Annotated in this window: 17 protein-coding genes; 9 read left to right on the top strand and 8 right to left on the bottom strand. The window is 44.6% G+C overall.

The window, feature by feature from the left end; genetic code table 11:
* Positions 1–138 precede the first annotated feature (138 nt).
* The 7 genes from HGO26_RS10000 (at position 139) to HGO26_RS09970 (ending at position 9277) form a co-directional block, all read left to right on the top strand.
* On the top strand, positions 139–1089 hold the full coding sequence (locus HGO26_RS10000; protein WP_168824916.1) for a WD40 repeat domain-containing protein: 951 nt from the start codon (positions 139–141) through the stop codon (positions 1087–1089).
* A 9-nt stretch (positions 1090–1098) separates the two neighbouring features.
* Positions 1099–1311: a SlyX family protein gene (locus HGO26_RS09995; RefSeq protein ID WP_006080410.1), complete on the top strand. Its 213-nt coding sequence runs from the start codon at positions 1099–1101 to the stop codon at positions 1309–1311.
* Positions 1312–1376: 65 nt separating this feature from the next.
* Positions 1377–1934, top strand: a complete 558-nt coding sequence (gene def, locus HGO26_RS09990) for a peptide deformylase (RefSeq protein ID WP_168824914.1) — start codon at positions 1377–1379, stop codon at positions 1932–1934.
* A complete protein-coding gene (locus tag HGO26_RS09985) occupies positions 1934–3334 on the top strand; it encodes a COG3014 family protein (protein WP_168824912.1) in 1401 nt (466 codons plus the stop codon). Before def ends, HGO26_RS09985 begins: the two co-directional genes overlap by 1 nt.
* 69 nt (positions 3335–3403) lie before the next feature.
* Complete coding sequence (gene lpoB, locus HGO26_RS09980; RefSeq protein ID WP_173246506.1) at positions 3404–3997, top strand: penicillin-binding protein activator LpoB; 594 nt, start codon at positions 3404–3406, stop codon at positions 3995–3997.
* A gap of 256 nt (positions 3998–4253) precedes the next feature.
* A complete protein-coding gene (gene pepN, locus HGO26_RS09975; protein ID WP_168824909.1) occupies positions 4254–6887 on the top strand; it encodes an aminopeptidase N in 2634 nt (877 codons plus the stop codon).
* Positions 6888–7384: 497 nt separating this feature from the next.
* Positions 7385–9277: a methyl-accepting chemotaxis protein gene (locus tag HGO26_RS09970; protein ID WP_168824907.1), complete on the top strand. Its 1893-nt coding sequence runs from the start codon at positions 7385–7387 to the stop codon at positions 9275–9277.
* Between the two features lie 134 nt (positions 9278–9411).
* Here the strand turns inward: HGO26_RS09970 and HGO26_RS09965 are convergent, their stop codons facing one another.
* Entirely contained in the window at positions 9412–10839 is a 1428-nt protein-coding gene (locus HGO26_RS09965) for a sensor domain-containing protein (RefSeq protein ID WP_168824905.1), read from the bottom strand.
* A 291-nt stretch (positions 10840–11130) separates the two neighbouring features.
* On the opposite strand from HGO26_RS09965, the gene HGO26_RS09960 reads away from it, so the two are divergent.
* Complete coding sequence (locus HGO26_RS09960) at positions 11131–12084, top strand: DUF72 domain-containing protein (RefSeq protein ID WP_168824904.1); 954 nt, start codon at positions 11131–11133, stop codon at positions 12082–12084.
* A gap of 337 nt (positions 12085–12421) precedes the next feature.
* On the opposite strand, the gene HGO26_RS09955 is transcribed toward HGO26_RS09960, so the two are convergent.
* From HGO26_RS09955 to HGO26_RS09930, 6 genes are all read right to left on the bottom strand, one after another.
* Positions 12422–13270 (bottom strand): isocitrate lyase/PEP mutase family protein, encoded by an 849-nt coding sequence (locus HGO26_RS09955; protein WP_168824903.1) that lies wholly within the window; start codon positions 13268–13270, stop codon positions 12422–12424.
* 134 nt (positions 13271–13404) lie between these two features.
* A complete protein-coding gene (locus tag HGO26_RS09950; RefSeq protein ID WP_168825078.1) occupies positions 13405–14874 on the bottom strand; it encodes an inorganic phosphate transporter in 1470 nt (489 codons plus the stop codon).
* 245 nt (positions 14875–15119) lie between these two features.
* Complete coding sequence (locus HGO26_RS09945; protein ID WP_247651523.1) at positions 15120–16757, bottom strand: OpgD/OpgG family glucan biosynthesis protein; 1638 nt, start codon at positions 16755–16757, stop codon at positions 15120–15122.
* 421 nt (positions 16758–17178) lie between these two features.
* On the bottom strand, positions 17179–17613 hold the full coding sequence (locus HGO26_RS09940; protein ID WP_028761608.1) for a PaaI family thioesterase: 435 nt from the start codon (positions 17611–17613) through the stop codon (positions 17179–17181).
* 170 nt (positions 17614–17783) lie between these two features.
* Entirely contained in the window at positions 17784–19949 is a 2166-nt protein-coding gene (katG, locus tag HGO26_RS09935; RefSeq protein WP_168824902.1) for a catalase/peroxidase HPI, read from the bottom strand.
* Between the two features lie 312 nt (positions 19950–20261).
* Positions 20262–21734, bottom strand: a complete 1473-nt coding sequence (locus HGO26_RS09930) for a carbon starvation CstA family protein (protein WP_105250058.1) — start codon at positions 21732–21734, stop codon at positions 20262–20264.
* A 954-nt stretch (positions 21735–22688) separates the two neighbouring features.
* On the opposite strand from HGO26_RS09930, the gene HGO26_RS09925 reads away from it, so the two are divergent.
* Positions 22689–23129, top strand: a complete 441-nt coding sequence (locus HGO26_RS09925; RefSeq protein ID WP_105250059.1) for a DUF2846 domain-containing protein — start codon at positions 22689–22691, stop codon at positions 23127–23129.
* A 243-nt stretch (positions 23130–23372) separates the two neighbouring features.
* Here the strand turns inward: HGO26_RS09925 and lysS are convergent, their stop codons facing one another.
* Positions 23373–24875, bottom strand: coding sequence for a lysine--tRNA ligase (gene lysS / locus HGO26_RS09920; protein WP_168824901.1), 1503 nt, complete (start codon positions 24873–24875; stop codon positions 23373–23375).
* Between the last annotated feature and the right edge of the window lie 4 nt (positions 24876–24879).

The following is a 24879-nucleotide window of genomic DNA, read 5'->3' as shown; positions in this document are numbered from 1 at the left end:
TCCTCAAGCGGTTACAATAACCTAAGCGTGACAACTTTATACTAGTTATCTCGGTTATACCAACTAGATTCTTTATGGGTTAACAGTGATTAATGTCACTTGATCAAGTCTAAAGACAACAACTTAGGGAGCAAGTTCATGAAGAAAAATCTACTGCTGGTAATTTGCACAGTTTTTCTAATCGCTTGCCACCCCAAAGCAGAAGATATCAGTGTTCTCACGACAGAACCCAGCTATAGCGCGAGCCTATCAAGTAATGGGCAATTCGCCTTAGTTGCCACTCAAAGTAGTGGAGTTCAATGCTGGGATCTCAGCACCCTTACCCTCAAATACCAATGGATACATGGCGATATTAATACTGGCGTCACAGGTACAGCGATTTCTCCCAACGGGATATTTGCAGCATCGTTAAGCCGAGATTCAGTTGCTATGTGGAAAATAGCCGACGGTAAGCCTTTGGGCTGGTGGTCCTTACCTTCATCCGGTGAAAGTGTCGCGGTAGCAGATAATGGCGCACTACTTATTGGTTTAAATGATGGTTCAGTCATGTCGCTTAATGCCGAAAAATCTGCCTTAATCAAGTTTCTTGGACATAAAGAGCGCGTCAATAGTGTTGCCCTCTCTGCTGATGGCCGATTAGCATTAACGGGGTCAAATGATATGCAGGCGATTCTCTGGCAGGCACAAACTGGCCAACCGCTTCATACGTGGACACTCGGCAGCCGTATAACCAAAGTGGCACTCAACGACAGTGGTAGTTTAAGTTTTACCAATGGCAGCACAGATGAAGCAAAAATCTGGGATAACACAAGCGGTAAGCTGTTAAATAAGCTGGATATTACCCGTCGCCAAATGAACTTTTCAGCGGTGAGGTTTATCAAACAAGACAGCCAGCTATTAACAGGTACGCCAGCGCGGGAAGTTATACTCTGGCAACGTGACTCGGGTAAACAAATTGAAAAATGGCAGGTTGCACTCACTAAAAACAGCCAAAATCGAGGAGCCGTTGTATACTCTGTGGCAATTCGAGATACCAATAAAGTCGTTAGTATCAGTAGCCAAGGCTTAGTTGAAACTTGGCAGAAATAGAGGTTAGCCATGCAAGGCGTACAAGCACAGATTGAAGATCTAGAAACCAAATTGGCTTTTCAAGAGCTCACAGTCGAAGAATTAAACCAAGAGGTCATCAAATTAAATCGACTGGTGGCTCACCAGCAACACCAAATTCACATGTTAATTGGTAAGTTGCAGGACATGGAACCGAGTAATATGGCGACTCAGGCTGAAGAAACGCCACCACCACATTATTAACACTGACGCTTTAGATGTTAACTTTGATTAAAAAAACAGTTACTGCAAAATATCCAGGGAATGCGATGTTTAAACATTTAATGCCAAAAGAAACCCCAACTCTATTACCCATAGCGTTAGTGGGTGAACCCATTCTAAGGCAGACTGCAATCACAGTGCACCATTTCGATGCCGAGCTCGTGCATCTTGCCGAGCAAATGTCTGCCAGCATGGACGCTGCCAATGGCGTTGGTATCGCAGCCCCCCAAGTTCACAGCCCTTTAGCCTTATTTATTATGGCTTCTCGCCCTAATGAGCGTTATCCCGACGCGCCTAATATGGCGCCTGTGGTCGTGGTTAATCCGCAAATCATTAATGCATCAAGCGAGTTGGTCAGCGGAGAAGAAGGCTGCTTATCTGTACCGGGGCAAAGATTTACGATACAAAGACATCAAGCCATTGAAGTACGCTATCAAAATTTACAAGGCGAGTGGCAACAAACCGAATTAACGGGCTTTATTGCACGGATTTTTCAACATGAATTTGATCACCTTCAAGGGATCACATTACTCGAGCGTTCACTTATGCCAGAACAGACTCAGGCGATTTCAGCCCAATCCATCAAAAAAGGTGAAGCGCAATAATGAAACTGTCCTTCGTTACACCTTTTCGCGCATTTATTGCACCAACCTTGGCAATGGGATTGGTTTTAAACTTATCGGGCTGCGCTTATAACAGTATTTTCATTAATTATCCTGCGCAGATTGAACCACTCAAACAAGAGCTTAATAGTGCGACTCCCATGGCCGATATCGACAAACTTGCCAGCAATATCAATGGCAATGACGGCTTACTCTATGCCCAAGAAGCGGGACGAATTGCTCAAGTCGCCGGCGATTTTGCTGCCAGTAAAACATATTATCAGCAAGCAGTAGATGCTTATACCGCCTTTGATGATAAGGCCAAAGTCAGCGTTAGTGACATTGGCGCAACAGCCAGCAGCTTAGTGTTAAACGACAATGCGATTCCGTACCGAGGCCCTGGGTATGAACGCATTATGCTGCACCAATACCAAGCTCTTAACTATTTGTTTAGTGGCGACTATCAGGGGGCTCTAGTCGAAGTTCGTCGCAGTAACGAACTACAGAGCAGCGAGCAAGAACGCTATCAAAAATCACAAAAGTCAGTTCAAGCCATGGCAAACGGCACCATAGATGCCGAGGTTAACAAACTAGGACAAGCTGCGGGCACAGTCACCAGTTCTTTCTTAAACGCTTACAGTTATTACACGACTGGCGTACTGCACGAAGTGCTGGGTGAGCCGAACGATGCCTATATCGATTATCGTAAAGCAGCACAAATCACTCCAGATAACACCTATTTACAGCAAGATCTGGTTCGCCTCGCCAAGCAGCTCGGCATGCCACAGTATGATGAGTTTAAGCGCCGTTGGGGCGATGCTAAATTGCCCAACCCCAAAGATGGTCAAGTGATTTTGATGGTCGAGCGCGGCTTTGTGCCTGCAAAACAAGCTCTCACGGTACCTTTTACTATCCATGGTAACTGGCAGACAGTGTCACTCGCTACCTACATGCCAAACAATACTTTTGTGCCAGAGACGCAAGTGCAAGGTTTAGGTACAGTGCTGAAAACTGAACCTATTGCCAATATCGATGCCTTAGCCATCACAGCACTCAAGGAAGATCTGCCCGCGACGCTAGTTCGTCAAGTCGCTAGGGTCTATGCTAAATCTGAGATGGCCTATCAGATTGAGAAGAGTGGTAAACCAGGGAACAATGCTGCCGATATTGGCAGTATAGCGATGCAGATTTTTAACGTAGTAACAGAACAAGCGGATCGTCGCAGTTGGCTGACGCTCCCTAAACAAGCACAGATCGGGCGGCGTTATTTGAGTGCAGGTGAATACACTTTGCAGTTAGACAAAGCGCCACCGGCTAAAATTGATGTTGCAGCAGGCAAAACCACCTTAGTCTGGGCAATTGATACTGGTAATTACACCCGAATTTATTCAATAATCATTTAGCCTAGCGGTTGTGGTATTTGAATAAGACGTGTGTCATTAAGTTTATACAATCACAAAATGGAACTGACTATGAAACAATTTAAACTGATTTTTGTACTGGCTGCCGTTATGGGTCTAGCTGCATGTCAATCTAAAGTCGAATATGGCGATGCCACAGAAGTTGAAACCGTCAATGAGAACTTTGGCTCGACGGATCTACAAGCTATTGCAGCCAAGATGGTGGATAGCATGATGACTTTCCCTCCTATCGTGGCAATAACAGCCAATGACCGCCCGATTTTATTTGTTGATAGCATCAAAAACAAAACCTCAGAACATATCGACACTGAGTCTGTCACTGACTCTATCAGTAACAAATTATTGCGCTCAGGCAAGTTCCGTTTTATCGACATGACTAAAGTAGATTCAGTCCGTAAACAACTGGATTACCAAAACAACACTGGCATGGTTGACCCATCAACCGCCATCAAGTTTGGTCGTCAAATTGGCGCTCAATACATGTTATATGGCAATTTATCTAGCATAGTGAAGCAAGACGGTAGCACTAAAGATGTCTACTATAAGATGACAATGCGTTTAATGGATTTAGAAACAGGCCTTATCGAATGGTCTGATGAAAAAGAAATCCGTAAGATGAAGTCTAAGTCTTTCTTAGGCATGTAATTGTCCTATTGGCACTTAATTCTGCCAAGCAGTAATCTCAAGAAGCCAGCGTTAACGCTGGCTTTTTTTTACATTTTTAACATTGGTAATCCAAGGTAAATAAGGTAGTGTACTCGGCCAAAATACACTGCGATGATGATGCTCAAAATTGGCGCTGGCGCGAGGGATAATTTGCCACAAAGGCAAACCTACACACACGATATTGAATGCAAACATCCAAGCAGAAAACAAAACAAATCGTTGAAGGATTTAAGTTGTGAACTTGTTTAAAGCCAGTCTCGTTGCCCTTACCTGCGGCACATTAATGTCGTGTGCAACCCAAAGTACACTCAATACGGGTCCACGTGATGCTAGCGCTTATATTAGCCAATATCAGGCTGCGCTTCGCTCGCAGGTCATCTCCGATATTCACTATGACTTGGATTTTCAGCTCACAGGGGACGCCGAGTTTTCAGCCACCTCCAAAGTGACATTTCAATTAAGTGAAGTGCCAAAACAACTGAGCTTAGATTTAAACAAGGCGCAGATAAAACGCTTTATCATCAACGGTACCGCCGTATACCCCAATTACAATGGCGCTTACATCAGCTTAAATACGCGTTTGCTCACCTCAGGTGAAAATATCATTGAAGTGCAATTTAGCCGTGCCCACAGCACCAATGGTGAAGGTTTACACCGTTTTAAAGATCCAATCGATGGCAAGGTCTACCTCTACTCTCATTTTGAACCCGCTGCAGCTCAGCAGATGTTCGCAGTGTTCGACCAACCGGATCTCAAGGCTAACTATCAAATTACGGTAACAGCGCCCAAAGACTGGCAAGTCATTAGCTCGATGCGTGAAAGCCAAATCACCCCAGCGGGTGCTTACAATCGTTGGACTTTCCCACAAACACCTAAGCTAAGCCCATATAACTTTTCAATGCACGCGGGCCCTTATCACATGTGGCAAGACAACTCAGGCCGCTATCCTATGCGCCTGTTCGCCCGCCAATCCGTTGCTAACCAAGTCACGGAGCAAGATTGGTTTACCTATACGAAACAAGGGTTAACTTTTTTCGATAATTACTTTGGTATTCCTTACCCCTTTAAGAAATACGATCAAATTCTAGTGCCAGACTTCCTTTATGGCGCGATGGAAAACGCGGGTGCAGTGACCTTTTCCGAAGATATCTTCCTTCATAAAGCGGCTATGACAGCAGATCAAAAGCAAAATCTTGCGGGCGTGATCATGCACGAAATGGCGCACCAGTGGTTTGGCGATCTCGTCACCATGAAATGGTGGAACGGCTTGTGGTTAAATGAAAGTTTTGCTTCATTTATGGGCACACTTGCGACTAAAGAAGCCACAGAGTTCACTAATGCTTGGCGTACCTTCTACGCTAAAGGCAAGCAAAAAGCCTATGAGCAGGACAGCTTAGTCACCACGCACCCCATTGAAGTACCCGTAGCAACAACCCAGAACGCCTTCGACAATATCGATGCTATCACTTACCAAAAAGGCGCATCAACGCTGAAACAATTACGCCATTTACTCGGGGACATGGTGTTTCGTCGTGGCGTCAGTAACTATTTAAAACAATACAGTTATCAAAACGCTGAGTTAGACGATTTTATCAATAGCCTAGGGAAAGCCGCTGGCCGCGATTTAAGTGCATGGACTCAAGAATGGCTCTACAGCGCGGGCGTTAACACCATCAAGGCGGAATATCGTTGTGAGGGCAACCGAATCAGCGAATTTAACCTACGGCAGCTCCCTGCAAGCGCAGAGCTACCCACATTACGTGAACAAAAAGTCCAAGTGGCTTTATTTACCCAAGGTCGCTTTGATCTGCGAAATGACATTACAGTGCCAGTGACTTACAAAGGCGAGCGTACTGAAGTTAAACAACTGATTGGTGAGCGCTGCCCAGACCTAGTCTATCCAAACTTTGATGATTGGGGCTTTGTGAAAGTCGAGCTTGATGACAAGTCATTTAATACCGCAAAACAACAACTGAGTAACATTTCCGATCCACTACTGCGATCTATGCTGTGGCAAAGTCTGTGGGACAGCGTCCGCGAAGGTAAATTGAGCTTAGATCAATACCTAAGCACAGTGTTTGTTAACGCGCCAGCTGAGACGGACTACACGATTGTTGGTCAGATCATCGATAGCATGTTGCGCTCGAAGGAATATCTCGCGCAGATCGCCCCTATTCAGCAAAACTACGCTGAAAATGCAATTAAAGGCTTAAGCCAAATGAGTCTGAGAAAAGCAATGGAAAATAAAGGCGATAATGACTTCCAACGGATCTGGTTCAATGCCTATGTCAGTTTAGCAAGCGACAGAGATTCACTGCGTCATTTAGCACAACTCATTGACGGTGAAACAAAAATTAAGGGGTTAACTTTAGATCAAGATTTACGATGGGCAATCATCACCCAGCTTAATCGCTATGATTTTCCTAACGCGCTGCAGCGCTTAACCAAAGAAGCTGCCAAGGATAATTCAGACTCTGGTGAAAAAGCGGCACTTGCGGCACAAGTGATCCGCCCTGAAGCGGCCGCAAAACGTCGTTGGTTAAGTAAAGTCCATCTAGACAGCCTGCCTTTCTCCAAACAGCGGATTATTATGCAAAATCTTTATCCTGCTGAGCAAAAACTATTAAGCGCAGCTACAGCGGAAGAGCGTCTGGCGAGCTTAATGGATATGGACAAAAAAGGGCCTGTATTTATGCGTAATTATAGCCATTTCCTCATCCCAACCGATTGTAATTACACTAGCATAGCGGCATTGGACAAAGTACTTGATCGCCAAACTGGGCTATCTAACCTTACCCGCCGTAATCTACTGGAAACCCGTCAAATAGAGCAGCGTTGTGTGCTGATCAAAAATAAGATGACTCACTAATATTAAGGTCATTTTAAAATTAACAAGGGGCTCCTAGGAGTCCCTTTTTTATGTTCTGTTACAGATGAGTCTTAAACTTGAACCAGCACACAAGATGCTACCCGCGCGAAATTATGCTCACTAACCTTTGATATAAACAAGCCAGCATTCTGAATAATGAATTAATCACACTCACAACCAGTGACATATTTAATTAAATTGTTAGCTTGAGCTTATGTATTTTAACGGCTTACTGACGATAACTAATGTTATTTATCACCTGTAAAATATTATTCATCTCTTCAGTTTAGTCTGCTAAGTTCCATCAGCTCATCAAATAAACAACCGCTGACGCAATCGTTATTGATATAAAAATCATGTAATTATTAAATTCATAAATTATGGGCGTCACTTCTAAATTTATTACTATAATTCTTCAATGATTTAATGTTTTGCCCCGTACTGCCGCTATACTAAAACAACGTTAGAGAGCTAACGGAATATAAAGGATATAGATTATGCGATCGACACTCAAAACGCGGCTGCTGTTTAGCAGTCTTTCCGCTGTACTGATCACTATTGCTGTACTCGTGAGTATCTCTAGTTATTTCATTAGAAATAATGCGTTAGAAAACACCCAACATGAAATTGACCAACTGGCGAAGACTTTTTCATCCGGCATAGGTCAGTGGATGCAAGACAGAAAAATGGCCATTACTAGCCTAAAGCAGACCATTGAAGCCGATCCTAGTGCCAACGTTACCCCTCATTTGTTGCAAGCGCATACTGCGGTTGACTTTGCCCTCACTTACTATGGTGACGAGCAAGGCAACATGTATCGCCAAGATCCGTCGCTGAATACCGCAAATTATGATCCCCGCGTTCGCCCTTGGTATATGGATGCTAAAACGGCGGGTAAAATGATCATGACGGCGCCCTACGTCAGCGCCACATTGAAAAAACAAGTCGTAACTATAGCAGAACCTGTGATGAGCTCAGGCCAGCTCATAGGCGTAGCGGCTGCGAACTTAACCATAGATCAGTTAACAGATGCAGTGCAGCGCCTCCAAGTACCAGGCAAAGGTTACACTCTGATGGTCGATAATGCAGGGCTCATTATTAGTCATCCCAATAGCCAGCTAAATACTCAACAGCTCACTAAAATCGATAGTAATTTTAGCAATAACTGGTTATCACAGCGCACTAATGCCAATACCATGGAAGAGCGAAACCTCGATGGTGCCACTAAATTAGTTTACGTTGCGGCAATACCCTCAACTGACTGGGCACTGATTTTCGTGATGGATAAGCAAGAAATCATGTCACAGGCAACCGATCTCGCTTGGTGGATGTCTGCCGTAGGTGTTGCACTATTGGTGCTGTTTGGTTTGATTTTAATCGCCATCTTTAAAATTCAATTCAAAGATCTCGAACGCGTTGCCCAAGCACTCAATGATATTGCCGAAGGCGATGGCGATCTCACTGTGCGCATTCATACTGCCAACAGCCACGATGAAATTGGTATGTTAGCTTCGGGTTTTAACCGCTTTGTAGAACGTCTACACGGTATGATTTCCCGCATGCACAAGATTGCGGGTCAATTGGAATATCAAGCCAAAGGAAGTAGTGCATCGGCAACGGATAACAGTCAGCGCATTGAAGTACAGCAAGATGAAGTGACTATGGTTGCCACTGCGGTGACCGAAATGGCCAGCGCCACCGAGGAAATTGCCAGTAATGCTGAGCATACAGCGCAGACCGCTCAAAATGCGGTCGGACTTTCAAACCATGGCCATAAACAGGTAATGCAAAGCCAGCAATCTATCCGTAATTTAGCCAGTGAAGTCGAAACTGCAGGGCGAATTATCGGTGAACTGAACGAGCACTCACAAAAGATCAACAGCATTTTGTTGACCATTAGTGGCATCGCAGAGCAAACCAACTTACTTGCACTCAATGCAGCCATTGAGGCGGCACGTGCAGGAGAACAAGGTCGTGGCTTCGCTGTAGTTGCTGATGAGGTGCGTGTACTGTCACAACGTACGCATTCATCGACACAAGAAATTCAAGCGATGATCGAAACCCTACAACAAACCGCAGGCAAAGCCGTTAAGTCTATGACTCAAAGTCATGAAATGGCAGAAACCAGTGTGGCCGATGCTAATTCAGCCAGCGAAAGTCTGTTGCAAATCAGCAAAGCCATTAATGATATTTCAGATATGGCGAGCCAAATTGCCACAGCAGCCGAGGAGCAAACCTCAGTCACCAGCGAAATCAACCGTAATACAGAATCGATTCGTGAAGTGTCAGAGAATCTCTCGATTGAGGCACAAACGTCTATGGTCCAAGCTCAAGAGCTCGCCCATTTAGCCGCATCATTGCAGCAGGAAGTTAATCGCTTTAAACTGTAATCAAAAGCCTTATTTTATATAAAGATTACATCAACAGTTCCATACAATAATGCCCGCAAGTGTCAGTGACATTTGCGGGCATTACTTTACATATTATTTATTCAAAGACTTACAATGGCTCGCCTAAAGCGAGCTTAAATGATCTTCATCGCTTTATTTTCAGGAATATTGGCCTCAGGCCGAAGCTCAGCATGTAAGTTTCTTAATCCTTGGTAACCCATTTCAATTCGATTTCCGCCATTCTTTTTAGCTTTATACATAGCAGTATCCGCACAGGAAATAAGCTGTTTCTCATCTTCACCGTGCTCTGGATACAGAGCAATACCGATACTCGGCAGAATATGGATCTGCTGTTCGGCAAGCTCGAAGGGTTGCTCGAATACTTGCAATATTTTTTGTGCGGCCAGCAGGGTATTATGTGCTGAATCGACTCGTTCAAGTAAGATGACAAACTCATCCCCCCCAAAACGCGCAACGGTATCTGAGCCCCTCACACAACTGACTATTCGCTGTGCTGTCACTTGCAGTAATAAATCGCCCACGCTATGACCAAAAGTATCGTTAACCCACTTAAATTTATCTAAGTCTAAATAAAGCAAAGAGAAATAACTTGATTCCCTATGGGCTCGAGATAACGCCTTTTGAAATCTATCGTAAAAAAGCTCACGATTGGGTAACAAGGTTAACTGATCATAAAGTGCAATATGCTCTAATCGCGCGAGCATTTGTCGACGCTCAATCGCAAAGGCTATTTGCGTAGAAACAAACTCCAATAACTCACGGTCTTGGTGTGTATATGAAGCCGAAGTGGGCAAGCTATGCATAATCAAAGCGCCGATAACGCCTTTCTGTAGCTTTAGCGGCACACCCAGCCAACTTAAACTACCATTACCCAAATCTTCACGAATCGCTTGGGGATAATCAGTTAAGGTCACGGGACACAGGAGTAAAGACTCAGCACTGCGGATCACTTGGTCAGTGAACACACTGAAACTTGCAATATCGATAAGTGAATCCTTGCCAGTAGCGGCTTTATAAGGAAAACTTAATTCATTTAAATCTTGATCGTACAATGCAATAGCAAAGTTTACTGCAGGCAATAATTTAGCAATAATTTCATGAATTCGACGATATAGGGCTAGCAAGTCCTCAGCGACATGCACAGCCTCTGAAATCTCATATAAGGCTGCTTGTCTACGTTCGGCATTTTTGCTCTTAGAAATATCTCTAGCGACTGCGACACGTTGTTGATAAGCATCGGACCAACGTGCAGACCAAAGAATATCGACGATAACACCATCTTTACGCACATAACGGTTTTCAAAATCGACTTTAAAGCGACCTGCCATAATTTCATTGGCCGTTGCGAGAGTGCGTTCCCTATCCTCTGGAATGACAAGATCTAGCATCTGCATACCCATCATTTCTTCTGGGGTATAGCCAAAAATACGTTCTGCCCCTGCACTGACAAATTCAAACCTCCCCGCTTTATCGACGACACAAATAGCATCCAAGAGAAGGTCGATAAAATTGCTTAAGGAAGTGTAGCCATCATTATTCACGTAATTCTCCAATAAACGTCCGTCTTTGGCTAAGTCCTAAGTTTGATCATAAGCATAAAAATAATAATAACGCACTATTAGAGTAGGTTAATTTTCAATGTCATTCCAGAGTTGGCTAAGTTAAGTCCGACTTTTACAGAGTTAAATTCAAACAAAATCAAACACAATACTTAAGGCCATCGGTGGCACTATTTGACTCTGGACGACAGATATCGGCACAATGCCCTAAAATGTTGGTCAACATCAGGGCGCAGCTTTGGTACGCGCAAATCGCATTAAAGGAATTTATTTTTGGACCGATTGTGCTCTCCGTTACATCAACCCAACCATTTTCGCCTTGGGCTTGCCATGTGGTCGCACTCGAATTGGCAAGAAAGTGTGTATGGTCACGGAACTAAACAAGCGGAGCGACTCGCCCGTTACGCGACAATATTCAATACTGTCGAAGGGAACACCAGCTTCTACGCAACGCCTGCACAGCAAACGGTAATGAATTGGCACAGTGCCACGCCCGATAGCTTTCGTTTTACCTTCAAACTACCGCAAACCATCACTCACCAAAGATTATTGCAACACTGCGGCCAAGAATTGAAAGATTTTTTCCAGATAATGACACCATTAATCGATAAAACAGGGATCTGGAAAATTCAACTGCCCGCCCATTTCGGCCCAGAAAACTTGCCTGCGTTAGCGCAATTTCTAGATCAAATCCCCCAAGGGTTAACCTATGGCGTCGAAGTCAGGCATGCTGCGTTTTTTGCTAAGGGAGATGCCGAGCGTGCGCTTAATCGATTACTCATCGATAAAAAAGTGAATCGCATCATCATGGACAGCAGGCCCTTGTTTGCACTGCCGCCCTGCAATGTCGCGATTATCGACGCTCACAAGAAAAAACCTCGAGTGCCAGTGCATGCAATTGCCACCGCCAATAATCCAGTGGTGCGCTTTATCGGCCAACCAGACGATGCCATCGCACAACTCGCACAGCAAGGCGTTGCTGTTTTACCTAAGGATAACGATACCTTTTTTGATAATTGGCTCACCCAACTCCCGCAGTGGCTCGCAGAAGGTCGAGAACCCTATCTGTTTATCCATACTTCCGACAATGAAGCCGCGCCTGAACTAGCCATCCGTCTCTATCAAAAATTGCGCAGCCAAATTGCAGCGCACATTCACCTCACCGAGCTAAGACTACTTGATAAGAAACCTGAGGAGACAAGCACGCAGATGGGACTTTCTTGGTAAAAAGGTCGCTAAGTAAAATGGACGTAAGAAGAAACCCACGGCAAACTCGCCGTGGGTATATACCCAAACAACCTGAAGATGCAGGATTCAGCGGGAATTTAACGCACTTTAGGCAAGGCGGTTATTTGCAGGCCTAGCGGGCTAAGTTAAAAATAACCAACGCAGCATAAAGTGCGTTAAAACCCGCCGGGACGGAGCGCCCAGGGCACTCCACTTCCGTGTTGCATCAATTCAAAAGGTGGCCGACATTCTGTCATTAATGCGCCTTGAATTGAAGCACCCTGGGCGCTCTGAAACTCGTATCTTCAGGTAGCTTGGGTATAGATGAAAAACAGCTTTAACTCGGGATAAATAAGTTATTCATTTGCTCAAAACCAAGGGAAATGGCTTTAGGTATTGAATCCTTATCAACGGCAATAACAGCATCATTTGACTCTCGCTGAAACGGTTTTGCCTTAATTGAATTTAACAAAATTGGATTAAGCAAAGTGCTATAGGCCTGTAAAAATGAAGCTGGGCCAGTGGAAAAACGCTGCACACCTGCGGCAAATAACTCGCCGATATCCATCTGCTCATTCAATAGCATAAAATTCAGTGGCATATCCACAGCGGCAGACAAGCGCTTAGCGGTCTCGACCTGATTCGCGCCAGGGATAAAGCCACCATCAGCACCCGCAGCCTGATATTGAGTTAACCTATCGATAGTCATAACAACAGCGGCCTCACCACTGGCTAAACCCAGTAAATACACATCAGTTCGCGCATTAATAAATAATCCTTGGCAACGAGGATGGGCGCGAATAGCTTTAATTTTTGCCACCATCTCAGCAACACTTGCACTGCCATCCTCAATATTAATTCCTGCTACGCCAAGCTCAGCGAGCTGCGCAACAAAAGCAGCAACCTCATCGGGATCTTGGCTATAACCAGATTCAATATCTATCGTCACGGGCACTCGGCTCAGCCGTAGGATATTGTTCACTACGTCCAATAAAGCCGCTTTAGGTAGCGCTTGCCCATCGGGATAACCGAGCGACCAAGCCAATGCCGCGCTACTGGTCGCAATCGCACGGGCGCCAGATGCTTGGATGATGGCCGCACTGGCGGCATCCCAAGCGTTAGTTAATATCAGCGGCTCTGATTGTTGATGTAGTGCTTTGAAAAGTATTCTAGATTGCTCAGCCATCTTATGTCCTTGTTGGTGTTGAAGGCTCAACTCTAACAAGATGGCTTAGGTAATTATCGCGGGAAACGGCACTGAACCGAAAAGCCAAGCCCTCAAGGCTTGGCTATGTGAGCATTCAACTTGAGTATTCTTGGCTAACCCCAAAGTGCATTGGCAAGGATAAACACACTCGCGGAGAGCAACATAGTAATAGGTAGTGTCAGCAGCCAAGCAAGCATGATCTGCTTAATGGTTTGGATCTGAAGCCCTGAACGATTAGCCACCATAGTACCCGCTACAGCGGAAGACAAAATATGAGTCGTCGATACAGGCATCCCCGTCATACTAGCAATCCCAATAGAGACGGCAGCGGTGGCCTGCGCGGCAATACCCTGGCTGTAAGTCATACTCGATGAACCAATTTTTTCCCCCACGGTATATACAATCCGCCGCCACCCCACCAACGTGCCGCAACCCAGCGCAGTAGCAATGGCAATAATCACCCAAATGGGCGCATACTCAGTAGTTCTAGTGAGATCTTTTCGCCATTTAGCCAATGAACTCAAATCCTTAGCAGGAAGATCCAATTTAGCCACTTGGCGAGCAGTATCATCGATGCACAACAATAAACGTCGCACCTCGCGTCGCTCTTCTACATCCATATCTTTGTAAGTTGAGACTTTTGCTAAGCGACGGTCAAGCAACGACATCGCAGGTAATACATTGGCAGATGAGCAATGGGCCAGCATATATTCGGGAACGTTGACCAAGGCTTTAAAGTCGATAACATCCGCAATAACGGCTTGGTTACGGTCATAAATCGCCATAATGCGACGATTAGCATCTTGAGTTCTTTCTAAATCATAGGGTTGACTGCCCATGTCCAAGGCAAAATAAGCCGGTGCCATACAAATCAGCACTAGCATCACTAAACCTATCCCCTTCTGTCCATCGTTAGAACCATGGGCGAAACTCACCCCCATAGCAGAGATAATTAAACTCGCTCTTGCCCAAAATGGAGGGTGTTTTTTACCATTAATCTGCATCTGCTCATCGGGGGTACGGTGAATTTTATGTTTCTGCCAAACATATTTCATGATGAGCAAAAAAATCCCTGCCATCACAAACCCTAAGGTCGGCGAAATAATCAAGGACAGCATGATCTGCGTTGCTTTAGAGACATTAATGCCCTGCAAGATAGGCTGATGATTTATCCAAGCGAACGCGCCACCCACACCCATTATCGAACCAATCAAGGTATGGGAGCTCGATGCCGGAATACCAAAATACCAAGTACCTAAGTTCCAGATAATTGCCGAAAATAGCAGGGAAAACACCATCAGCAAGCCTTGGATTGAGTCCATACCGAGCAAGGAGTCTACGGGTAATAAATGCACTATCGCATAGGCCACCCCTAACCCCCCTAACAGCACACCCGCAAAATTAAATAGTGCAGAGGTAACGACCGCCAGATTTGCCGGCATAGCCTTGGTATAGATCACCGTCGCCACCGCATTTGCCGTGTCGTGGAAGCCATTAATAAATTCGTATGCCAGTACAAAAAGTACGGCAAGGACTAAACCCACCGACCACGCAAAGCCTAACGTTGTGAACATTTCAAACATAAAATACTTACCCATGGCGAGAACGCCCACAGGTTACGCCCAAGTTTGGGGTCTTTTACAGTGAAAAATTGTTTAGATTGTCAAAAAGTGAATTAGCCCCCAATAACTCAGTAGCATGCTTGCAATTACAACTGGCTTGATTTTTTAGATGTCAAATGAGCGGCATTCCCCGCATCTTGTTAATCATCAAAACAAAAACGCCAGCTAAGTTAGCTGGCGTTTTAGATTAATGACTCACAAATCGCTTATTGCAGATGACCTGCATTGTGCAATTCACGATCATCCTTTGCAGGCGGATTCCACTGATACATCCAAGTTTCAGACAATGGCTGACCATCAACCTCCAAATAGACTCTCAGGTTAATCGGCTCAGTACCGTCTCCGGGTGGCACTACGTCAAACATAGCGCGGTAACCATTAATCGAGGCTAAAGGACGGGCTGATTCAATTTCCACTTTGCCTTCAGATGCTGTGATCACGGCTTTAACTTGGGTGTCTTTACCTATCATAGGTAAAGTTCCGCCCGCGAAATCAACCACAAAACGCTTACTGTAGTATTTGCGTTTCTGGCCAACTACACCGCCAATCCCGGTGAAGGTATCGACAACCCGAGCACGGGGTGATTGAACCGGTGGAATGCCACCCCAGTACATGTTGTAGCTGTACAGCAGCTCTTGACCAGGAACAATCGGCTCAGCAGGATTCCAGAAAGCCACTATGTTATCGAAGGTTTCATCCAGTGTTGGAATTTCAACCAACTGCACTGAACCTTTACCCCAACTGCTGGTTGGTTCAATCCATAGGCTTGGGCGTTTATCATAAAACACGCCGTCGTCCTGATAATGATCGAAGTTACGATCACGTTGCAGTAAGCCAAAACCTTTTGGATTTTCATCGCTATAGGCGTTGAATCGCAGGTTTTCAGGGTTACCTAGCGGACGCCAAATCCATTCACCATTCCCCGTGTGCATGGCTAAACCATCGGTATCATGGATTTCTGGACGCCAGTCATAACCGGTGCGGCGATCGTTCTCACCCACCATAAACATACTGGTCAGTGGCGCAACGCCTAAACGTTCAATCGCTTTACGTGGATAAACAGCCACATCCACCTTCATTTTTAAACGTTCACCCGGTTCGATATCAAAACGATAAGCCCCCGTGACACTCGGAGAATCTAACAAGGCATACACAGTGGTGATATTCGATCCTGGTTTAGGTTTTTCTAACCAGAAATTGGTGAACATTGGAAACTCTTCAGGTTTTGGCAGTGCAGTATCAACCGCTAAGCCACGAGCCGACAAACCGTACTGCATTTCTTGCCCCACTGCGCGGAAATAACTAGCGCCAAGGAAGGCAACAATGTCACGCTGCCAATCGGTATTAAATTGCATACGGAAACCCGCAAAACCAAGATCCTTAGGCAACTGACTACCTTTGACCTTTGACTTGCCGTAATCGAACATTGAAGGTGAATATTCGATTAACTTAGCCTTACCCTCATTTAGCTCATAAATATGAATAGGGGTATCGAAAAACAGCCCAAGATGGAACAGTTCGGCACGAAACTCCGAATCTTGATCACGCCATAGTGCGGCTTTCTTCTTGAAGTGGAATTGTTGGTAATCATCCCAACTCATGCCCTGAAGGCTTTTAGGTAATTCGCCTTTATGACTCTCATAGGGTTGTGCAGCCATAGTACGGGCATAACCCTTAAGCCAAGCGTAACTAAACTCTTCACCTTCTTGTGGTGACGCCTGCTTACCTGCCGCACATGCTGAAAGACTCAGCAATACACTACAGGTTAACAATACGCCGCCAACCATACGCTGCAAACGGCCGCGACGAGAGGAAGATTGGGCTTCAATCGAGGGTTGTGTCATCCTCGATTCTTGATAAACGTTTCTTTGTTCGGGAAATAAATTGGGTTGCATAAGCAGACTCTGAATTGGTGTAACTTCCTGACACTTCCCTGCAAATCTGACTCAATTGCAGCGATGGCCCTGTGGAGAACTGTTGATGACAGAGGTAACAATACAGCGATCAGCAACAATTCGCCAGAATCTAGCATACTTTCTGTCGAATGGAATATGGCATGCTAGCTATTTTCAATCTTGAGGCCTATTTATGAAAATATGATTAAAAAATTCCGTTATTTACTGAATTCACGCCCATAAAAACTTCACTGCCAGCAAGAAGGCCGTCGACTTAATATCTGAAGATAAAGTGCACCTTCGGCATAGGTTAATTATCTGCTCAGCATGTTAACTCGAAGAGATAATATCGCCAGCCCGCAAAATCTGTTTATGGCCTTAAAATCATACAAGTCGCCGTAGCAGTGGCGAGCAGTTTTCCATCCTGCGTTTTTAGCGTACCTTCCGAAATACCTAAAGACTTAGATAAATTGATCACCTTGCCCTCAGCCACTAACACTTGATGTTTAGGCACAGGTCGAATCATTTTAATATTCAAATCGATAGTGCCGTAACCGACACCCGCTTCAAGCAATGTATGCACGGCGCAACCTGTAACCGAATCCAATACAGTCGCGGCAAAACCACCATGAACACCGCCCAATGGGTTGAGGTGCTTATCATCGGCAGTCGCATGGAATGTCACCGTTCCTTCGTCGGCTTGAACCAGCGACATTGGCATAGTGAGAGAGATAGAAGGTGCGGGTAATTCACCCCTTGCCATTGCCTGTAAAATGGCTAAACCCGACATTTGCTGAATATTCATATTCCACCTAAATTGATGAGCGTCAAATCACATGAATAAAAATGACCGCTTAACCACTTTGGATTAGGCGATCATTTAACTGAAAATCCACTTAAACGCTCAGTCTGCATTAACCCCAGCTGCGCCTAAATTGGGCCAATCTACTACTAAAAAGACTAATAAATATAAGCTCAGCGAAGATCGAATCTATCTAAGTTCATCACCTTAGTCCAAGCGTCGATAAAATCATCGATAAATCGCAGCTGTGCATCACTGCTCGCGTACACTTCTGCGAGTGCACGCAGCTGCGAATTAGAGCCAAAGATCAAATCAACACGACTTGCAGTCCACTTTTGCTGGCCGCTGACGCGATCAATACCCACAAACATATCCTCCGCTTTGGAAGTGGGTTTCCACGTCGTCCCCATATCGAGCAAGTTAACAAAAAAGTCATTGGTCAAAAACTCAGGACGCGCAGTCAAGACACCCGTTTTTGACTGATCAGAGTTAGTATCTAACACCCGCAGACCGCCAATAAGCACTGTCATTTCCGGCGCAGTTAAGGTCAGTAATTGCGCCCTATCGACCAATAACTCCTCCGCCGAAACAGAAAACGGAGTGGGATGATAATTTCTAAAGCCATCTGCGACAGGTTCAAGTACCGCAAAAGACTCCACATCAGTTTGTGCTTGCGTGGCATCCATACGACCCGGCGTAAATGGAATCGTCACTTCAACCCCCGCATTTCTAGCCGCTTGATCAATACCGACACAACCTGCTAGCACAATCAAGTCAGCAAGGGAGATTTTCTTACCTCCTTGATTGAACTCAGACTGAATACTCTCAAGCACTTTGAGCACCTTAGCGAGCTGTTCAGGCTGATTCACTGGCCAATCTTTTTGCGGTGCGAGTCGAATTCGAGCACCGTTCGCACCACCGCGCATATCAGAACCGCGATAGGTAGAAGCCGAGGCCCAAGCAGTGGCAACGACTTCTGAAATCGTTAATCCAGAACCAATAATCTTCAGTTTGAGATCAGTAACATCCTGCTCATTAACCAGGGGATGATCAACCGCAGGAATGGGGTCTTGCCAAAGAAACGTTTCTGCAGGCACTTCAGGACCCAAATAGCGTGTGCATGGCCCCATATCTCTGTGTGTCAGCTTGTACCAAGCTTTTGCAAATACATCGGCAAACTCATCGGGATTTTCAAAGAATCGACGTGATATTTTCTCGTAATCAGGATCGAAGATCAGTGCAAGGTCGGTGGTCAACATGGTTGGCACATGACGTTTTGAAGCATCGTGCGCATCGGGGATCACCCCTTTACCCGCGCCATTTTTAGGTATCCACTGATGGGCACCCGCAGGGCTCTTAGTCAGTTCCCATTCATATCCAAATAGATTTTCAAAAAAATTGTTACTCCATTGGGTTGGTGTTGAGGTCCAAGTCACTTCGAGGCCACTGGAAATAGTATCGCCACCTTTACCGCTTTTATAGCGACTCTGCCAACCTAGCCCTTGCTGTTCAATACCTGCGGCTTCTGGCTCAGGTCCGACTAATGCTGCGTCACCTGCACCATGGGTTTTACCAAAAGTATGACCTCCGGCAATCAAGGCTACGGTTTCTTCATCATTCATCGCCATGCGGGCAAAGGTTTCGCGGATATCAACGGCGGCAGCGAAAGGATCTGGGTCGCCATTGGGTCCCTCAGGGTTAACATAAATCAACCCCATTTGGACTGCGGCGAGGGGATCTTCAAGATCTCGCTCTCCCGAGTAACGCTTATCGTCTAACCATTTATTTTCCGCACCCCAGTAAATATCAGCTTCGGGTTCCCAAATATCGACTCGCCCACCAGCAAAACCTAAGGTTTTGAATCCCATAGATTCCAGCGCGACATTACCCGTGAGGATCATCAAATCGGCCCAAGAGATTTTATTGCCATATTTTTGTTTAATCGGCCAAAGGAGCCGGCGTGCTTTATCGAGGTTTACGTTATCTGGCCAGCTGTTTAACGGTGCAAAACGTTGATTACCGCTCCCCGCTCCGCCACGTCCATCACCGGTACGATAGGTGCCGGCACTGTGCCATGCCATACGAATAAATAGCGGCCCATAGTGGCCAAAATCTGCAGGCCACCAGTCCTGTGAATCCGTCATTAATGCAAGGAGATCTTGCTTTACAGCAGCTAAATTGAGGGATTTAAAGGCTTCAGCATAATTGAAGTCATCACCCAAAGGATTAGATAAAGAAGAGTGTTGGTGCAGAATATCGAGCCGGAGCTGTTTAGGCCACCAATCTCGATTCGAGGTGCCACCAGCAGAATGGTGCATAGGACATTTGTTCTCAGACATAACGTGCTCTCCTTCTGTTCGCAAAAAATATTCAAGTAAATAAAATCTAAATGACTTTTGCCGCAAGTTTGTACTGCTTAACGCTCTCTACCACAGACTAATCGTTTCAATAGAGAAATAAAAACCAGTCTAACGACCTTACCTTACCTCTAGATGAAACGCGATGAATCCGCTCATTAAAAAATATTCAGCAAAAATTACCCTTTCTAAAATAAGCTATTAAAGGATAGTAGAATGATACCAATCATAAAAAAACAAGGGCTGCAAAATGCAGCCCTTGTTTGTTATTGGGTAAAACTATGGAATAACGGACTATTTAACTTCTGCCACAGGTTTGCGTCTATTGTGTGCAATGATCAGGGCAACTAAACAGATAACCCCGACTGCAATACCCACTGGCTGGCTCAAAGGTTGCGGTAAGCCTAGTCCAATACCCGCTGTCATAATATAAGACACAGTAACGCTGGTGCCGCCAATCGCTGGTAAGCTAACAATCCAATGGAAGGTCCCGCGATCGAACAAATACTTAGTCGCTAACCACAACACACTGGTTGATAGCAGCATATTTGAGAAGGCAAAGTAACGCCAAATCAAAGAGAAATCGATCTTCGTCATAAAGTACGCAATGGTCAGAATAGGCACTGCAACCAATAAACGATTACGCATACTTTGCGGAATATGGAAGGCATCGATAATTGTCAAACGCAGCGAACGAAATGCGGTATCGCCAGAGGTGATAGGGAAGATAGCCACGGCCACAATCGCCATAATACCGCCCGCAACACCTAAATACGTAGTTGCCACTTGATTAACCACTAAACCTGGGCCCCCTTGGTCGAGCAAACTCTTAAGCTCAACATAACCGCCAGGGAAAGCTGCAATACCCGCCGTTGCCCATACACAAGCAACGATACCTTCAGCAACCATAGCGCCATAATACACAGGGCGAACATACTTCTCATTCGTCAAGCAACGAGCCATGATGGGCGCTTGAGTTGAATGGAAACCGCTAATCGCACCACAGGTAATAGTCACAAATAATAGTGGCCAAACAGGTAGTCCATCTGGATTTGGTTCGAGTAACTCATTGTTGTAATGGCTGTGGTCGAAATAGGCAAACACATCACCCATTTCAGGTAACTGCGGCGCATTGATCATTAGAGCAACGGCGATAGAAACTGTCATGACTATCATCAACAAACCAAATGCGGGATATAATTTAGTGATGATTTTATCAATCGGCAGCATAGTCGCTAAAAAGTAATAAACTAAAATCACTAACACCCAGAAGGTATTATTGCCAAAGATGGTGTCTTTAAAATAATCGAGATTACTCAGCAAACCTGCGGGGCTCATGATGAAGACCACGCCCACAAAAAACAGCAGCATAGCCGTAAACAGCAACATCACGCCTTTAAAGTAAATATTAAAGTAGTGGCCCGCAATCTCTGGCAGACTCTTACCGTCTTCTTTTATGCTGAGCACGCCAGAAAAATAATCATGTACTGCGCCGCCAATAATATTCCCCAGTACAATCCACACTAAGGCTATTGGGCCGTAAAGTGCACCGAGGATCGGGCCAAATATCGGCCCCACACCAGCGACATTGAGGAACTGGATCAGAAACGCTTTAGCCGGATGAACCGGAACGTAATCGACGCCATCTTCGAATCTCGCCTGTGGTGTAATCGCTTTAGGATCTATACCCGCTTGCCGCTCAACAAAGGGGCTATAGAACTTATATGCAAGCACTAAGAGTGCGATACAAATAAAGAAAATTAACATTATTTAATTATCCATACTTTAGTAGGAGGTGATTTAATGGAGAGTTTCATTGAGTTAGCGACTGAGGTCAAGCAACACACTATTAGACTAATGTCGGGTTGATTATCTGAAACAGCCGTACGAGTGGGTATAGATGAACAAACGCGTTTAAAAATAATCCCTATGAAGTATTCAATTTATCTGCAACAGTACTTATCATGCTAAAACTGAGTTCCTCTCATCGTCCTTATTCTATTCCACGATTTAGTAGTACTAAGCTAGTCAGTCAACACCTACTAAGTTAACCATGGGCATACAAGTAACCTTAAGTATAATAATTAACTCATTGCTGATTTAAAACTTCTTTATAAATTGAGCTAAATATCAGACCACTTAACTCCTACCCAAGTAATAAACCTAATCCATTCTATAACTTCATATTGCAATAGAGTCTAAATTAGTTAATCAGCAACATAAACAAAACTACCTTAAGCGCTAGCGACTTATTACTTAATCATTTTACGATTTATAAAAACCGTAAAACCGCAAGAAAAAATCAAAGACCAAAAACAAAAAACTCACTAGCTTTCAAAAATAACAGAAAACAAAGAAAACTACTATTTGACATCACAAAATTTAAAATAAACCATTAGCAAACCAATAAAACTTAAGTTATATTTAGCAAGAATAAAAACACCATTAACCTGCCTCTTAATGACTTTATAATAACTTATTTTTGGCCGAGCGCTCTTGCACAAAAATGATAATAGCTGACTTTACCAACATGACATTCCATACATTCTGCCCATGTTATGGCATTCATGTTGAATGTTCAAACGATCCCAAAGGAGATAACACATTTAATAACTTTAAAAGCTCAATAAATTAAAGCGTTATAAATAAAGATAAATTTATCTAAATAACAAAAGCTTATATTTTTACAATTAAAATAAGACACTTATTTAAGGACAAATCATGTTAAAAAAACTTCTAACGCCTATGCTGGCCATTTTCCTTCTACTCTCAGGTTGTGCCACAGTACCAATGGCTTCACAAGAGGAAGATGCAAAGCTTAAGACATTCCAGAAGCCAGCTGACAATAAAACAGGGATTTATATATACCGCAATAGTTTTGCGGGTCAGGCTCTAAAGAAAAATATCTATATTAATGGTGAGATGATTGGCGAATCTGCTAATAAAGTCTACTTCTACAAGGAAGTCGAACCAGGTGAGCAAACACTTTCTACCGAATCAGAATTCAGTGAAAATAATTTAAAACTATCGACAGAAGGTGGTAAAAACTACTTTATCGAGCAATATATAAAAATAGGTGTTTTTGTTGGCGGTGCGGGGTTGCAGTCAGTAACTGACGGTGAAGGCATGAAGAATGTTAAAGAATGTAAACTTGCCAAATAGTTTATAGCTAATTTGTGCTTTTATAAAAATTCAGCTGTAACAACATAGCTTATCCAGTTGTATCTTTAATAATCACGCCTTTTAAAAAGTTCTAGAAAACAAAAAACCAGCCAAATGGCTGGTTTTTATGGTGCATTTTATCACTATGATTGTCAGCTAATGAGTAAACCTTTTACTGTTTAGCCAATTCCCACTCATTCATCGTCGATAAAATGACTAACCGAAATACCTTGTTCGACTGCATTACGCCTGTGGGCGCATAGCAGGGAACAGGATCACGTCACGGATAGTATGAGTGTTAGTGAACAACATCACTAAACGGTCGATACCAATACCTTGACCTGCCGTGGGTGGCAAACCGTGTTCCAGTGCAGTGATATAGTCTGCATCGTAGAACATAGCTTCATCGTCACCTGCATCTTTCGCGTCAACCTGTGCTTTAAAGCGGTTGTCTTGATCTTCAGCATCGTTCAGCTCGCTAAAGCCGTTAGCCACTTCGCGGCCACCGATGAAGAATTCGAAACGGTCAGTGATGAAATGGTTGTCATCATTACGACGTGCCAATGGCGAAATGTCCGCTGGGTAGCCAGTGATGAACGTTGGTTGCATCAATTGCCATTCAGCAGTTTCACCGAAGATTTCTTCAAGCAGCTGACCACAGGTCCAGAACTTCTCAATCTTCATGCCTAAGCTTTTCGCTAAATCGCGCATGAATTCAACATCTTTCACTTGCTCATAGGTCATAGCTTGGATAGTGGCGTTATCAGGATTGTACTTCTGAATCGCTTCTAACATGCTTAAACGTGCGTATGGGCCACCGAAATCGACTGTGTGCTCACCGTAGGGCATTTGCGCACTGCCAAGCAGTTCGATAGCAATCGAGCTGAGCATTTCTTCGGTAAGGTCCATCAGATCTTTGTAGTCAGCATAAGCCATATAGAATTCCATCATAGTGAATTCTGGGTTATGACGTGGCGACAGACCTTCGTTACGGAAGTTACGGTTGATTTCAAACACACGCTCAAAACCACCTACCACTAAACGCTTCAGATATAATTCTGGCGCGATACGCAGGTACATTGGCATGTCTAAGGCGTTGTGATGAGTGATGAAAGGACGGGCCGAAGCACCACCAGGGATCACGTGCATCATAGGGGTTTCAACTTCCATGAACTCTTTTTTGATCATGAAGTTACGAATTGCAGAAACCACTTTAGAACGCATGATGAAGGCATTGCGCGAATCTTCGTTAACGATGAGATCCACGTAACGTTGACGGTAACGCATTTCTTGATCGGCTAGACCATAATAGTCCGCAGGCAATGGACGCAGCGCCTTGGTCAGTAACTCGTACTGTTCCATGTTGACGTATAAGTCGCCTTTGCCAGACAAATGCAGCTGACCGGTTACACCTATGATGTCACCGATATCCAGACCTTGAAAACGCTCTTTCAAATCAGCTTGTACGCTTTTTTCAGCGTAAGCTTGAATACGGCCAGACACGTCTTGGATCACTAAGAAAGGACCACGTTTTGCCATGATGCGGCCAGCGATGCTGGTCTTAAAACCTAAGGCTTCGAGTTCTTCTTTAGTGCTTTGACCATACTGTGCTTGTAATTCAGCCGCTTTATGGGTGCGACGGAAGGTATTTGGATGGGCATTAGCACTACAATTTGGGCGGATGCTTTCTAGCTTGGCACGGCGCTCGGCGATCAGTTTGTTCTCATCAATTACTTGTTCAGTCATCTTA

The sequence above is a fragment of the Shewanella oncorhynchi genome (assembly GCF_012584455.1).
Classification (GTDB): domain Bacteria; phylum Pseudomonadota; class Gammaproteobacteria; order Enterobacterales; family Shewanellaceae; genus Shewanella; species Shewanella oncorhynchi.
This window is presented reverse-complemented; position numbering and strand designations above follow the sequence as displayed.

Coding starts and splice junctions, on each gene's coding strand:
- HGO26_RS10000 (WP_168824916.1), top strand. CDS start 139: ATGAAGAAAAATCTACTGCTGGTAATTTGCACAGTTTTTCTAATCGCT.
- HGO26_RS09995 (WP_006080410.1), top strand. CDS start 1,099: ATGCAAGGCGTACAAGCACAGATTGAAGATCTAGAAACCAAATTGGCT.
- def (WP_168824914.1), top strand. CDS start 1,377: ATGTTTAAACATTTAATGCCAAAAGAAACCCCAACTCTATTACCCATA.
- HGO26_RS09985 (WP_168824912.1), top strand. CDS start 1,934: ATGAAACTGTCCTTCGTTACACCTTTTCGCGCATTTATTGCACCAACC.
- lpoB (WP_173246506.1), top strand. CDS start 3,404: ATGAAACAATTTAAACTGATTTTTGTACTGGCTGCCGTTATGGGTCTA.
- HGO26_RS09970 (WP_168824907.1), top strand. CDS start 7,385: ATGCGATCGACACTCAAAACGCGGCTGCTGTTTAGCAGTCTTTCCGCT.
- HGO26_RS09955 (WP_168824903.1), bottom strand. CDS start 13,270: ATGGCTGAGCAATCTAGAATACTTTTCAAAGCACTACATCAACAATCA.
- HGO26_RS09950 (WP_168825078.1), bottom strand. CDS start 14,874: ATGTTTGAAATGTTCACAACGTTAGGCTTTGCGTGGTCGGTGGGTTTA.
- HGO26_RS09945 (WP_247651523.1), bottom strand. CDS start 16,757: ATGACACAACCCTCGATTGAAGCCCAATCTTCCTCTCGTCGCGGCCGT.
- HGO26_RS09940 (WP_028761608.1), bottom strand. CDS start 17,613: ATGAATATTCAGCAAATGTCGGGTTTAGCCATTTTACAGGCAATGGCA.
- katG (WP_168824902.1), bottom strand. CDS start 19,949: ATGTCTGAGAACAAATGTCCTATGCACCATTCTGCTGGTGGCACCTCG.
- HGO26_RS09930 (WP_105250058.1), bottom strand. CDS start 21,734: ATGTTAATTTTCTTTATTTGTATCGCACTCTTAGTGCTTGCATATAAG.
- HGO26_RS09925 (WP_105250059.1), top strand. CDS start 22,689: ATGTTAAAAAAACTTCTAACGCCTATGCTGGCCATTTTCCTTCTACTC.
- lysS (WP_168824901.1), bottom strand. CDS start 24,875: ATGACTGAACAAGTAATTGATGAGAACAAACTGATCGCCGAGCGCCGT.